The 13,821-nt window shown below is 67.2% G+C and carries 12 protein-coding genes and 1 other RNA gene; 6 read left to right on the forward strand and 7 right to left on the reverse strand.

Annotated elements, in window-relative coordinates:
- Positions 1-89 precede the first annotated feature (89 nt).
- The 3 genes from ACTOXK_RS08615 to ACTOXK_RS08625 all read left to right on the forward strand — a co-directional run bounded on the left by ACTOXK_RS08615 (position 90) and on the right by ACTOXK_RS08625 (position 3,546).
- A complete protein-coding gene (locus ACTOXK_RS08615; protein WP_482278050.1) occupies positions 90-974 on the forward strand; it encodes a methionyl aminopeptidase in 885 nt (294 codons plus the stop codon).
- A 357-nt stretch (positions 975-1,331) separates the two neighbouring features.
- Entirely contained in the window at positions 1,332-2,447 is a 1,116-nt protein-coding gene (locus tag ACTOXK_RS08620) for a helix-turn-helix transcriptional regulator (RefSeq protein WP_482278051.1), read from the forward strand.
- 208 nt (positions 2,448-2,655) lie between these two features.
- Complete coding sequence (locus ACTOXK_RS08625) at positions 2,656-3,546, forward strand: hypothetical protein (RefSeq protein ID WP_482278052.1); 891 nt, start codon at positions 2,656-2,658, stop codon at positions 3,544-3,546.
- A gap of 91 nt (positions 3,547-3,637) precedes the next feature.
- Here the strand turns inward: ACTOXK_RS08625 and ACTOXK_RS08630 are convergent, their stop codons facing one another.
- Entirely contained in the window at positions 3,638-4,210 is a 573-nt protein-coding gene (locus ACTOXK_RS08630) for a molybdopterin-binding protein (protein WP_482278053.1), read from the reverse strand.
- Between the two features lie 579 nt (positions 4,211-4,789).
- On the opposite strand from ACTOXK_RS08630, the gene nrdD reads away from it, so the two are divergent.
- On the forward strand, positions 4,790-5,107 hold the full coding sequence (nrdD, locus tag ACTOXK_RS08635; RefSeq protein WP_482278054.1) for an anaerobic ribonucleoside-triphosphate reductase: 318 nt from the start codon (positions 4,790-4,792) through the stop codon (positions 5,105-5,107).
- A 160-nt stretch (positions 5,108-5,267) separates the two neighbouring features.
- Here the strand turns inward: nrdD and recR are convergent, their stop codons facing one another.
- The 5 genes from recR to ffs all read right to left on the reverse strand — a co-directional run bounded on the left by recR (position 5,268) and on the right by ffs (position 9,474).
- Positions 5,268-5,864, reverse strand: coding sequence for a recombination mediator RecR (gene recR / locus ACTOXK_RS08640; RefSeq protein ID WP_482278055.1), 597 nt, complete (start codon positions 5,862-5,864; stop codon positions 5,268-5,270).
- 24 nt (positions 5,865-5,888) lie between these two features.
- Positions 5,889-6,197 (reverse strand): YbaB/EbfC family nucleoid-associated protein, encoded by a 309-nt coding sequence (locus ACTOXK_RS08645; protein ID WP_482278056.1) that lies wholly within the window; start codon positions 6,195-6,197, stop codon positions 5,889-5,891.
- A 57-nt stretch (positions 6,198-6,254) separates the two neighbouring features.
- Complete coding sequence (gene dnaX / locus ACTOXK_RS08650) at positions 6,255-8,642, reverse strand: DNA polymerase III subunit gamma/tau (protein ID WP_482278057.1); 2,388 nt, start codon at positions 8,640-8,642, stop codon at positions 6,255-6,257.
- A 3-nt stretch (positions 8,643-8,645) separates the two neighbouring features.
- Complete coding sequence (locus ACTOXK_RS08655; protein ID WP_482278058.1) at positions 8,646-9,311, reverse strand: VTT domain-containing protein; 666 nt, start codon at positions 9,309-9,311, stop codon at positions 8,646-8,648.
- A 69-nt stretch (positions 9,312-9,380) separates the two neighbouring features.
- Positions 9,381-9,474, reverse strand: an RNA gene (gene ffs / locus ACTOXK_RS08660) — signal recognition particle sRNA small type.
- A 291-nt stretch (positions 9,475-9,765) separates the two neighbouring features.
- Between ffs and ACTOXK_RS08665 the strand changes: the two genes are divergently transcribed.
- Complete coding sequence (locus ACTOXK_RS08665) at positions 9,766-11,529, forward strand: serine hydrolase (RefSeq protein ID WP_482278059.1); 1,764 nt, start codon at positions 9,766-9,768, stop codon at positions 11,527-11,529.
- Positions 11,526-12,563: a tyrosine-protein phosphatase gene (locus tag ACTOXK_RS08670; RefSeq protein WP_482278060.1), complete on the forward strand. Its 1,038-nt coding sequence runs from the start codon at positions 11,526-11,528 to the stop codon at positions 12,561-12,563. Before ACTOXK_RS08665 ends, ACTOXK_RS08670 begins: the two co-directional genes overlap by 4 nt.
- A gap of 14 nt (positions 12,564-12,577) precedes the next feature.
- Here ACTOXK_RS08670 and ACTOXK_RS08675 read toward each other — a convergent pair whose 3' ends face one another.
- Positions 12,578-13,798 (reverse strand): chloride channel protein, encoded by a 1,221-nt coding sequence (locus tag ACTOXK_RS08675; protein ID WP_482278072.1) that lies wholly within the window; start codon positions 13,796-13,798, stop codon positions 12,578-12,580.
- Positions 13,799-13,821 lie beyond the last annotated feature (23 nt).

The raw sequence follows: 13,821 nt of genomic DNA on the forward strand, positions 1-13,821 counted from the left end.
GCGTTTCGGAAACCCCTCGGCTAAGTTGTAGTACCATGGCCCCTGAACGTTTCCACTGAACGAGCACGACAGCAAGGAGCCCTAAGCCCATGTACGACGGAATGCAGAACCCCGGCCGCAACGACGAGTGCTGGTGCGGCAGCGGCAAGAAGTACAAGAAGTGCCACCTCGATTTCGACGAGCGCCTGGAAAGGCTCTTTGAGGCCGGCGAGGACGTGCCGAGCCGCGACCTGCTGAAGACCGCCGCCGATATCGAGGGCGTGAAGCGGTCGGCCGCCGTGAACGTGGGGGTGCTCGACTACGTGGCCGAGCGCATCGGGCCCGGCGTGACCACCGAGCAGATCGACCAGTGGGTGCACGACTACACCGTCGAGCACGGCGCCATCCCCGCGCCGCTCAACTACGAGGGCTTCCCCAAGAGCGTGTGCACGTCCGTCAACGAAGTGGTGTGCCACGGCATCCCCTCCCCCGACGAGCCCCTCGCCGAGGGCGATATCGTGAACGTGGACTGCTCCACCATCTTAGACGGCTACTTCTCCGACTCCTCCCGCATGTTCTGCATCGGCGAGGTGAGCCCCGAAGCAGCCGATCTGGTGCGCGTCACGAAGGAGGCCGTGGAAGCGGGCCTTGCAGCCGTGAAGCCCTGGGGGCATTTGGGCGATGTGGGCGCCGCGGTGAACGAGTACGCGAAGGCCCACGGCTACACGGTGGTGCGCGAGTTCGGCGGCCACGGCATCGGCCTGGAATTCCACGAGGACCCCTTCGTCAGCTTCGTCACCGAGCCGGGGACCGGCCCCATCATGGTGCCGGGCATGATGTTCACCATCGAGCCCATGATCAATGCCGGCGCCCAGGAGATCGACATGACCGACCCCAACGGCTGGACCGTGCGCACGGCCGACCACTCGCTCACAGCCCAGTGGGAAGCGCAGATCGTCATCACCGAGGACGGATACGAGCTGCTCAGCTGGTAGCCGTCCGCACCGGGAGGGGAGGGGCCCCTTCGCAGCCGACTTCGCGCTGATCCCCTTCCGAACGCGATCACGGCAATAGCGAAGATGACGCACGCATCTCGGTACTATCCCGAAATCGTTGATGCTGGCGTGGAAGCTATTGCCCGACCATCGCGTTCTCCAGGGGGCGCTCAGACGTCCGCGAACGGGCCCCTCCCCTCCCGGTGCTGCTCCGTCATTGGTCTGACCTGGGGTTGGCAACCGCAGGGCGCTTGAAAATGATGCCGCAGGTTGGTGGATTCGGCCGGCCGGCTACCGTAGAGTGGAATGCGTCGACACCGCCTGACCGATCGCATATTCACCCCGAGAGGACCCGCTATGAGCTTCCGAGACAACCTGCAGTATCTGCGCGCCACCCACGCCATGACCCAAGAGCAGCTGGCCATGATGGTGGGCGTCAGCCGCCAGTCCGTGACCAAGTGGGAGGCCGAGCGCGCCTACCCCGAGATGGACAAGCTGCTGAAGCTCTGCCAGATATTCGACTGTACTCTGGACGATCTCGTGCAGGGCGACCTGACGGCCGCCGCGCCCACCCCGCTGGCCCAGGCCACCGCGGCCGTTATGCGCGAGAGTGCCGGCGGGCCGGCCCAGGACGTGTGCGGCTACGACGAGCACATGCGCGCCTTCGCCACGAAAATCGCCACGGGCGTCTTCGCCATCCTCATCGGTGTGTCGCTGCTCATCTTCACGGGCACCGCCGCCGAGCGCTTCGATCCGAGCCTGGAGGAGCTCGGGCTCATTCCTCTGTTCGCCGGCATCGGCATCGGCGCCGCCCTCATCCTCACGGCCTCGTTCCAGCATACGGAGTTCCAGCGCAGCCACCCCTACATCCAGGACTTCTACACCGCCGACGACCGCCGCACCACCCAGCGCTCCTTCGTGATCGGCCTCTCGGCCGGGCTCTTCCTCATCTTCGTCGGCATCGTGGGGGCCACCCTTGCCGATGGTCGCGGGGAATTCGTCGAAGGCATCGCGAGCGGCTTCATGATCGCCCTCATCGCAGCCGCAGTGTGGATCATCGTGCGGGCGAGCATGCTGCTTGCACGCCTGAACGTCGCCAACTACAACGACGCCCGCGAGCAAGCCCTGGCCGAGGGCGATATGTGGAAGTACGTGCGCGAGACCAGCGCGGCCCAGCTGCGCGGCCTGTACACCGACGAGCAGATCTGCGAGATCCTGGGCATCGCGCACGCCTCCGACGCTGAAATCAATCGGGCCCGGGCGCGCCTGGAACGTCGTCATCGCAAGAGCCAGCTGTCCGGGGGTCTGTGCGGCATCATCATGATCCTGACCACCATCGCAGGCCTGGTCCTGCTGCTCGTGCCCCAGTGGCACACCCCCTACTTCTGGATGGCCTGGGTCATCGGCGGTCTTTTGTGCGGCGTGGCCAGCATCTTCGTGTCCACCTTCATTAAGGACGATCCCGCGCAGTAGAAGACGGCGCACCAGATCGGGGCCCCTTGGGGCCCCGGGCGCACCAGAGCCATTCGCCGCAGGCATTCCCGCCGTTGGAGCGCTTCTTGCGAAACGGTGGCGGGAGTCTTACGGTCGCCATACGGCTGAGCGGGCCGCTCCCCTTCTGGAGCGGCCCGCTCTTATGCTGACAGTTGTCTTCCTGTCACCTTTCCGAGAGGAGTTTCCCATGAACGATCCCACCCCGCGCACGCCTGCGGGCGATGCCGGCTACACCGCTGAGGGCCGCGAGCTCGAGCGCGATTCCCTTGCCCCCACCTATCCCATCGAAGGAGCCGAGAACGCCGCCGGGGCCGATGAGGTCATCGTCACCGAGACTGTCACGGTCGCCGATGAGGGGCCCGACACCATCGACGGCGTCGAGATGGCCGCAGCGGGCGACACCAGCGAGATGCTCGGCGAGGTCCTGCAATCCCAGGAGCTGAACCCCGACGAGCCCGCCGTCACCAACGAGCCCGTGCCCCTGGAGGGCACGGCCCCCGCTGTTCCCGCCGCCGCTCCCGCGCTCGATGCTGACGCGGGCCACGTCGTGGAGGGCCGGGCCATGGAGCGCGAGAATCTTGCCCAGTCCTATCCCGACCAGCCCGTCGCCATCCCCGTTGTTCCCAGGGCCGTCGCCGACCACCAGGCGGCTTACCAGGCGACCTATGGCGCCCCCAGCGCACCGCAGCAGCCGACTCCCGCACCGCACCAACCGGAACCGGGCAACGCCGGCGCCTACAACCCCCAGGCCGCCGTCCAGGCCGCGGCCCTCAAAAAGCAGCCCGCCAGCCTCGATCCCGAGCGTGTATTCCTCATCGGCGGCATCGTCGTCGGTTGCATCGTCATCGTGTTCGGCCTCTGCATGCTCGCTTTCTACACGCCCGCCGAGGTAAGCGAGTTCTTCGACGGCTACCGCATGAACGGCAGCCAGGCCTTTTCCGGCACGGGAGCCACAGCCCAGCAGATCCTGAAGGCCGGCTTCTCCATGCTGCTCATCGCCATCGGTGCCACCGACGTCTGCGCTTTCGGCGCCAAGCTCGCCCGCAGCCGCAAGCACGCCCACCGCACCCAGAAGTAGGCACCGCCCCGATTCTCTCCCTTAAACGCCCAGCGCCCTCCCGCCATCAGGCCGGAGGGCGCTGCGATTGTCCCGTGAAATGCTGCGAATGCTACGGCTCCCGCGCGAGCACCTGAAACCGATGAACAGTAGGGGTCGGCGAAACGTCCCCGTCCTCGTTCACCGAGCGCACCCGCATGGCGTAGTCGCCCTCCGCCGGCGGCACCCACTCGAACTGCCACCACACCCAGCGCACCGCATCGGTGCCGGCGGTCTCGTGCCGGGTCCAGGAAACGCCTTCGTCCAGAGAAAACTCCACAGCGACGATGCGCTTGTCGTAATCGTCGGCCCATCCCTCGAAGAGCATCGGCTCTCCCACCGAGCCCACGAACGGCGCCTTGCAGGAAACATTCGGGCGGTTCGTGTAGTCGTGGCCGTCATCGGTGAAGTCGGGCAGAGCCGGCGGCTCGTCTTCCCGGGTGAAATCGATGGCAGCGATATCGCGCACGAAGTACTTGGCCGGAAAACCCGGTATCCACAGCTGATTGGCGCAGCCCATGACCGAGGCAATATCCTCGCCATTCACCTTGTCAGCGATGATGGCCCCACGCTCAATGAGGAAATCAAGGGGGAATGACACTTTCATGCCGTCCGACGCCGTAAAAGTGACGGTGTTGCATTCCATGGCAATCCTTTCCCTCAGCAGCCCCGTGACTCGTTTCTCCCCGACTCCATACGGGAACGGGAGCCATTCTATCAGTTAATCGCCGAGACCCCTTCAGTTTACCTCGGTTGAAAAGTAACAGAGAAAGCTTTTGTTTTGCATTTTTTGTGGGGGTTGCTATAATAGTCGGCGACTTACGAGGAAGCTCACCAGCTTCGCATAGATGAGGGTTCTGTTTTTGGAGGGGACAGAACCCTTTGTCTTTTCTGGACTACCTGACAGCTTCCGATCTTTCGTGCAGGGGGCGCCCCGATCACACCGCGGGCCCAATGGCGAAGGCAGCCCCGCGGCCCCGCCGTCCAGCCGCTCTTCACTCACCAAAGCTACAGGCAATCACAGCTTCCGGCCACCAGAAACCTTGAGGAGCCTGCACTCAGATTCCCCCGAAGTTCCCCGTATGGGCGGCATGTTTTCAACTTCTTGAAAACATGCCGCCCATCACCTACATATTGTGGTATCATTCCCATTCGCTAACTAGATATGGTGAACTTGGGAACGTCCGCATAGTCGGAACCCCACGAGATGCAAGGAGCAACAGCCATGGAGAACAAGATGATCGACGGCGTGAAGGTGTCTGTGAACTATGCTCAGGCCAACGACGCCCCCGTGTCCGATGAGGAGATTCAGGCCTACATCAAGCGCGCCCATGAGAAGTACCCCCACGGCCAGCTGGAGTCTCTCACCCTGGATGTGGATGGCGAGGACGTGGGCATCCACTACGGCCTGGCTCCCGTGAAGTTCGACCGCATCCGCCGTATCACCGGCTACCTGGTGGGCACGCTGGACCGTTTCAACGACGCCAAGCGCTCCGAGGAGCACGACCGCGTGAAGCACGAGGTTCCCAGCTGCTGCCGCTAACCCGACGAGGGACAGCCCCCGCTGCTGCACGCGCTTGTCGCTGCCACAGCCGCCTCGCCGCTGCCCCATCGCCCGAGCCCCGCTCATGCAGAAGGCCGCTGCCCGTCCGGGTCAGCGGCCTTCTTCTTGCTGGTCTATCGGCTTCGGTTGCTTGGGCGCCCTACAGGGGCAGACGCCCCTCCAGGGCGCGGCCGAGGGTCACCTCGTCGGCGAATTCCAAGTCGCCGCCCACGGGCAGACCGCTGGCGGGCCGGGTCACCTTCACGCCCAAAGGCTTGATGAGCCGGGCCAGGTAGGCGGCCGTGGTCTCGCCCTCGATGTTGGGGTTCATGGCCAGCAGCACCTCGTCCACCTCCTCGCGGCCCAGACGGGCCATGAGGTCGGCGATGCGCAGCTGATCGGGGCCGATGCCCTCCATGGGGGCCAGCACGCCGCCGAGCACGTGGTAGACGCCGCTGAACACGGCGGTGCGCTCGATGGGCGGAATATCGCGCGGCTCGCTCACCACGCAGATGACCGAGCCGTCGCGCTTCGGGCTCGCGCAGATCTCGCACAGGTCGCCCTCGGCGTAGTTGAAGCAGCGCGTGCAGAAGTGCACGCCGGCCTTCACCTCGCGAATGGCATCGGCCAGGCGCAGGGCCTCGGACGCATCGGTGTTCAGGATCCAGTAGGCCATGCGCTGAGCCGACTTCGGGCCCACGCCGGGAAGCCGCTCCAGCTCGTCGAGGAGCTTCTGTATGGAAGGTGCCGCCTGCACGAATGTCGCCTCAGATCGCGCCGATTACATCAGGCCGGGAATCTTCATGCCGCCCATGATGGCGTTCATGCGGCTGTTGGCCGCCTCGGAAGCGGAGCGCAGGGCCTCGTTCACCGCGGCCACCACCATGTCCTGGAGCATCTCCACATCCTCCGGATCCACCGCCGCCGGATCGATGACGATATCGGTGACCGTCATATCGCCCGTGGCCGTGGCCTTCACCATGCCGCCGCCGGCGGAGGCCTCGAAGGTCATGGCGGCGATCTCCTCCTGGGCGAGGGCGGCGTCGCGCTGCATCTTCTGGGCCTGCCTCATCATCTTCTTCATATCCATGGGGTGCACTCCTTGGTATCTCGGGAAATGAGTGGGACTATTGTAGGCCATCGGGCCCTAGGACACGGGCTCGAAGGTCACGCCGTCACCGAATCCGAAGGCCAGCGAGGCGTTCAGGTCGGTGTCGTCGGGCTCGGAAACGGGGTTCGGCGAGGGCCCCGACACCGTGTCGGGCTCGGGCGGCAGTCCCGTCGAGGGCGCCATGGCCGGCGCGGCCTGGGGCTCTGGCGGCTGGGGCGCCGCCGCGGCCCCGGCGGCGGGCTGGGGCGCCGAGGCCGCGGGCCGCGCCGGAGCGCTCTCCCAGGGCGGCACCTCGCCCAGAGGGGCGTCCCCGTCGTCATAGGGCACGTAGTCGTCGTAAGGGGGCCGATCATCATCGGGAGCGGGCACCGGGGCGGCGCTCGGAGCCGGAGCGGCCGGAGACGGCGCCGACCCAGCGCCCGGGGCGGGAGCCGAGGCGGCGCTCGGTCCAGCAGCCGGCCCGGCAATCACCGGGGCAGCGACCGGGACGGCCGCGCCAGCCGCCGGGATGCTCGCCGCCGCCCGTGCCGCCGCAGCAGCCACGGGGTTCGGCGTCGCGATGCCGCCGGCCGCGGGAGCCGAGGCGGCCGCCGGAGCCGCGGTGCCGCCAGCCTTGCGCAGGGCAAAGGGCACGTCGCAGCGGGCCTCGTGGCGCAGGGCCGCCCCCAGCTCCTGCTGCACATCGGGCTTCTGCACGGCGCGGAACGCGAAATCGTTCTCCGCCGGGAACTCTACGATGAGGGACGAGCCATCGAAGACGGCCTTGGTGTTCATGAACAGGACGCCGTAGGCGGCCTTCGACTTCTTGAGGGACGCGAGCACCCCGGCCCACAGGCGCTGGAGCGCTGCCGCGTTGGCCAACGTCGCCGCCATCTCGGGGGACAGGTTGCCGCCCGCAGCCGGCGCAGCCGCCGGGCTCGAAGCCGCCGCGGGGACCGCAGCCGCCGGAGCGGGATTCGCCGCAGTGCGCACAGCCGGGGTGCTCTCGCTGGACGCAGTCGTCGCTGCGGGAGTCGGGGCTGCCGTCGGGGCGGAAGCCGGCGCAGCGGCCTTTGGAGCCATCGCGGTCCCCAGCGGAGCCGCCGATGCGTCCGCTGGGCCCTCGGACGCCGGCACGGCCGGAGCGCTCGGCGCGGCGGCCGACGGAGCGGCAGCACACGCCGGCACCACGACAGCCGCAGGCTCAGACGTAACCGCCGCCGCAGGCTCAGGCGCAACCGCCACCGCAGCCGGCACCGAAGCGCCGCCGATTGCGGGAGCTGCCGTCACCACGGCCGCACCGGCCAGCTGGCGCTCGAGGGATTCCACCCGCTCCGCCAGGGCCGCCAGGGTCATATCCGCCTCGGGCCGCACCATGCGGGTCAGGGCGATCTCGAAGGACAGTCGCGGGTTCGTGGAGGTCTTCAGCTCCGCCGACACGTCCCCCAGCACCGCCAGCAGGCGCGCCAGGCGATCGACGCCGAACAGCGGCAGCTCCTCGGCCAGTTCCCGCCGCGTGCTCTCGCTCACTTCCAGCACCACGTTGTCGCCGGCCACGGCCATCACGTACATGTTGCGCACGTGGGCCGCCAGGTCACCCACGAACTGGGCCAGGTCGGCACCGGTTTCCATGTACTCGGCCACCCACTGGAAGCAGGCCGCCGCATCCCGGGTGCCCACGGCCCTCACGATCTCGGCCAGGTCTGCGTGGTCCACCGACCCGAGCATGCGCTCGGCCACTTCCATGGTCACCGCCCCGTCGCCGAAGGCGATCAGCTGCTCCAGGGAGGTCAGGGCGTTGCGCATGCCGCCCTCGGCCCGGTGGGCGATGAGCTCCAGGGCCTCGCCCTCGAACTCCACATCCTCCGCCGTGCAGATGGCGCCGAGGCGCGACACCATGGCCTCGGTGGAAATGCGCCGGAAATCGAAGCGCTGGCAGCGCGAGTGAATGGTCTCGGGCACCTTCTGCGGATCGGTGGTGGCCAGGATGAACACCACATGGCTCGGCGGCTCTTCCAAGGTCTTCAGCAGCGCGTTGAAGGCCGCCGTCGAGAGCATGTGCACCTCGTCGATGATGTACACCTTGTACCGCCCGCGCGTGGGGGCGAACTGCACGCGCCCGATAATCTCCTCGCGCACGTTCTCCACGCCCGTGCGGCTGGCGGCGTCCAGCTCGTACACGTCGGGATGCTCGCCGGCGGCAATCATCTCGCAATCGTCGCAGGTGCCGTCCGGCTCGGCCGTCGGCCCGTGCTCGCACAGCAGCGCCTTGGCCAAAAGGCGGGCCGTGGTGGTCTTACCCGTGCCGCGCGGACCGGTGAACAGGTAGGCGTGGCTCACCTTGTCTTGGGCAATGGCGTTCTTGATCGTACGCTCAATGTGCTCCTGCCCGACCACGTCCTCGAAGATCTGCGGTCGGTACTTGCGGTACAGCGCCTCGGCCATAGCCTATTCCCCGCCTTTCCCCTTGCGTCCGTTCAGAGCCGCCTTAATGACGCCGATGAACGCCGGCGCCACCGATACGGCCACGATACCCAACACGATTACCTCGAAGTGCTCCTGCACGAAGGGCACGCCTCCGAAGAAGTAGCCCACCAAAACGAACAGGCTCACCCAGGCCACGCCGCCGATCACGTTGAAGAACGTGAACTTGCCGAAGTTCATGTGCCCCGTACCCGCGATGAAGGGGGCGAAGGTGCGGAAGAACGGCATGAAGCGCGTGATGACGATGGTCAGGCCGCCATAGCGCTCGAAGAAGTGGTCGAGCTTGGCCATGCGCTCGGGAGTGAGCGCCTTTACCTTCCCCGAATCGATGATGCGGCTGCCGAACAGCCGCGCGATCCAGTAGTTCGAGGTGTTGCCCAAAATGGCCGCCAGGTAGAACACGATGAGCGTGGCCCACACGTTCAGGCCGCCCCCGTCGGCGGAGAACACGCCCGCCGCGAACAACAGCGAGTCGCCGGGCAGGAACGGGAAGAACACCAGGCCCGTCTCCACGAACACGATGAGGAACAGCGGCGTGTACACCCACACCGGCCCCAGCGCGATAATCCAGCCGGCAATAAAGCCGCGCGGGTCTTTCAGCAGGTTGATGAAGAAGTCGATAATGCCCATGAAGCAGTTGAACCTTTCGAAACGCTGCCAGCCCGCCCCCAGCGCGCCGGCGATGTCATGAAAAAGTGCCCCGAATAGGTATGGGCGCTCGTCAGCGGTCCCTTATGGCTGCTTCCTCCCGGACCTGACCAGGTTCGGAACTTGTCGCCGCCCATACCCATTCGAGGCACTCGAACTCGTAGGGCACTAGTATAGGCGAAGTGGGTGAAGCCGAGCGCCCCCGCATCGCCGCGCAACCAAACTTCCACAGGGAAGCCGTCCCGGACGCCCCCACTCGCCCGCTGCGCCACGATTCGCGAGACGCCCCTCGCCGACTCCCCCGCTCGCGCACGTGTGTCTTTTTGTGCCGCTTGCGTTAAGGAATTTGTAAGGAGCCGCCCCAGCAGGGCCGCAAATTGCTACTATTAACCCATCGAGAAACGAAGCTCAAACGCCGCACCCCTAAAGGAACCCTATGTCCCGCTCCGACCATAGTCGCTCCGACGACGCGCCCCGGCGCACCGGGGGGCTGAGCCTTTCCACCGGCCGCCTCGAAGGCCGGCCCGGATCGGCGAGCGAGAGCCGCCGCACCCGGCACAATCCCCTCCGCGATGAAGATTCCGACCGTTCGCGCCCCCGTTCTGGCACCGACCGGCCCGGCCGTCTCCCCTCCGGCCGTCGCAATCCCGCAGCGGGCCGCCGAGACCACGGCCCCGAGTCCTTCCGCGACGGGCACCCCGGACGCCCGCACTGCGCCCACCGCGAACGCACTCCGCGCAGCGCCGGCAGCCCCACCCGCCACTCCGGCCTCGCCAAGGCCATCTTCGCGGGAGCCGTCTCGGCCCTCACCCCCAAGGCCCCGAACTTCGGCAGTCACGGCGCGCCCCGCTCGGGCGGCTTCAGAGGCATCGGGGGCTTCATGGCCAGCCTCGATTTGCGCCACGCGGGTATGCTCGCCATGGCTGCGGCCCTGGCCATCGTCTTCATCATGGCCATCGCCCATATCGGCCCCTTCGCCCCCGCCGTGTCCCAGGACGGGGCGAAGCACGTCGGCGTGCAGGGCCTCAACGCCGTGCAGAACAATGCCATGTACATCAGCCAGAACATGGCCACCCAGGTCAGCCTCGCGCGGCCCGTCGAACCCGATCTGGCCAAGCTGCCGGCCCACAGCCCCACCCGCGAGGAGATCACCGCCCTGCCCGACCAGAAGGTGCCCTTCGCCTTCGCCCTGGACACGGCCAGCACCGAAGGCGTCGAGCCTCCCGTGCTCTCCGATCGCTCCCTCGTAAACCTGAGCAACTCACTCACCTATTACGAAACCAACGGCTACGAGGCCGGCTACCTGCTCATGGATCTGGGCACCGGCCGCGGCATCGCGAGCAACCTGGATGCCTCCATCTACGGTGCCAGCTCCTTCAAGGGGCCCTTCTGCGCCTATGTGGTGAACAAGGAGTTTCCCAACGACATCAACCGCACCCGCTCCTCGCGGCTCACCCAGGTGGAGAACACCATCATCTGGTCCGACAACAGCGCTTACGGCAAGCTGCGTCGCGCCTACGGCGACGAGGGCATGAAGGAATGGCTCACCGAGGCCGGGGTGGACACCGCGCTGGTCGACGACACCTACTTCCCCACCTACACCGCCCGCCAGGCGGCCCTCATGTGGCTGAAGATCTACGACTACCTCACCACAGCCGACACTTCAGCGGCCCAGTGGCTCTCGGACACCTTCGCCAAGACCGAGGTATCCTTCCTGCGCAACGGTGCCCTGGGTACCACGAGCGCCGGACACACCGACTACCTGCCCGAAGAAGGCTCTGGCACCGAGGAGGGCGTGGAAGAGGAGCAGACCGACGAAGCCACCGGCGACGAGGGCGGCGGAGACGGCGACGAAGGCGCGGCGAGCGAGGCGCTCATCTCCGTCACCGGCGCTGACGACGCTGCGGGAGAGCTCGCCGTGGCGGTAACGGGAGAGACCGGTCTCGAGGCGGAGGAGGCCGGCTCATCAGGCGAGGAAAAGACCGTCGCCTCCATCGGCACCAACATCACCGTGCGCAACAAGGCCGGCTGGATCGATGGCGAGGAGGATGACGCCGTCTGCGATGCGGGCATCGTCACCATCAACGGGCGCGACTATCTCATGGTCATCATGACAAGCGCTCCCGATTCCCGCGCCGGCGAGCAGGCCTTCGCCCACCTCGCCCGCACCCTCTTCGAGATTCGCGGCGATCTGGTGTGACGAAAGCCACTCGCAATCCCCTCGCCCCAGCCACGCGGCCGCCCTACTACGTAGGCCGGCCCATCGAGTTCTCGGGCTACGTGGACGACTTCGATCGTACCATCGCCGCCATGGAGTTCTCCCTGGACGACGGCGCGTCCTGGACGGCCTATCCCACCGAGGCCGTGGACAAGAGCCGAGGTGTGAACTGGCGATTCGTCTACACGCCGCCGCAGGCCGGGCGTTATCTCCTGAAGGTGCGGCCGGTGACCGAGGACGGCGAGCCATCGCCTTTGGTGGCCGGATTCGCCTTCGAGGCGCTGCCCCTCGCCCGCACCTTCGGCACGGCGCGCATTCGCGGCGTGGGCGGCTCGTTCGCCGAGGCGCGCATTTTCCGCTCCCGCGAGCTGGTAAATCTCACCGGCGAAGAAGCGGCCTTCCTCTCCCAGGCTTTGGGCATTGCCACCATTTACGATCTGCGCACAGCCGCAGAGGTGGCGGCGCACCCCGAACCCTACATCGTGGGGATGAAGACCATCGCGCTCACCCCCGCTGCCGAGACCCGGCGCAAGGACGCCGACAAGCGCCTCGTGGCCGGCGTCATCGGGAAGTACGGCGCGCCCGAGGAGCGCATGAGCGCCAACTACCGGCGCTACGTGAGCGAGTACCCCCTCGTGGGCCAGGCCCTGCGATCCCTGGCCGCCGAGCAGAAGCCGGCGCTCATCCACTGCGTGAACGGGAAGGACCGCACCGGCGTGCTCTGCGCCACCCTGCTGCGTGTCACTGGCGCCGACGAGGACACCGTCATGGAAGACTACCTACGCGTGAACGAGGACCACGCCGACCTCATCGCCGAGGAGGCCTCTCGGCTGGACGCGGGCATGACCACCTACGAGCGCGCCTGCCTCCTGTCGTTTCTCGAGGCGCGGCCAGCCTATCTGCGCGCGTACTTCGACGAGATCGACCACCTCTACGGCGACTTTTCCGCCTACCTCCGCGACGGCCTCCACCTCACCGACGAGGCCGTCGCCCGCTTGAGAGCGCTGGTGGGGTAAGGAGGCGTCGTCGACTAGCGCGGGAGGCTCGTCGGGTACAGGCTCGCGGAGCGGGCAACGAGAAAAGCGGTAGTCACGGCAGGCGCGGAAATCACCAGCGCCCAAGGCCCGAGCAGCTCGAGGACGAACATGCCAGCGGTGAGCGGACAGTTGGTGCAGCCGGCAAAGAACGCGGCCATAACGGCCACAGCGAGCGCGCCCCGTGCAACCTCCGTCGCGCCCAGGGCCGCCGCCCCATCGGCCAGGGCGATTCCCAGGCAGGCTCCAATGGCGAGAACCGGCATGATCTCACCGCCCTTGAAACCGCCGGCTAACGTGAGCAAGGTGAGGGCGGCCTTCATGGCGAAACCCCACCATGGCAGACCGCCGCCGGAGAGGGCCACGGATATCTGGGCCGCGCCCGTGCCGCAAAAGGCACGCAACCCTTCGCAGTGAAACAGCTCCGCATAGCCCAAAACGAGCGCCGTAGCCACCCCTCCCACCGCCAAGGCGAACACCGGGGCGCCCAGCCGCGCCAGCCCCTTGCGCAAGGCCAGCAGGGCCCTGCAGAACAGCAGGGCAATCAGGCCGGCGGCGACCCCTCCCGCAAGGGCCGCTCCTCCCGTCGCCCCGAGCGCCGCAACATCCGGGAGAAAAGGGGCTGCGACCAGGAACCGAACCCCTGCCGCCCCCGTCACGCCCCAGGCCACCAGCGCCGTTGCAACCGGCGCGAAGACATCCGCGGCAGACTGGGGGCGCCTTCGCAGCGCCTCGAAGCTGAAAACCGCCCCAGCCAGCGGAGCGTCCAGCATGGCCCCCAGCGCCGCCGCCAGGGCCGCCGACGGCAGCAGGCGGGAAAGGCGCCCGGGAAGATACTTCCGGAAGGGCTCGCTTGCGGCCGCGCCCATCTGAAGAGCGGCCGCCTCCTTGCCCACCGAACCGCCGCAAAGAACCGTCAGGGACGTGCCGATGATAATGGCCGGAGCAAGCGACACGGGGACGGGGCGCCCATCGCGCACTGCCCCCATGACCCGAGCCGTACTCCACGAGAAATCGATCCTCAGAGCCCGATAGGCGCCATAGGACGCAAACCCCGCCACAGGGAGCAGCCACCCGAGCCATCCGTAGGTTCCGAAAGCAACAGCGGCCCCGTCCACAGCAAGATCGAGCGCCACCGTAAGCGCGCCGACGACGACCCCCAGCGCGGCGAGGGAAAGCACGAGCAGCGCGCCCTCCCCCGCGCTCTGCCGCGTCATTGCCACCTCCCGCCTCCTCTCGC

The sequence above is a fragment of the Adlercreutzia sp. genome (assembly GCF_056795635.1).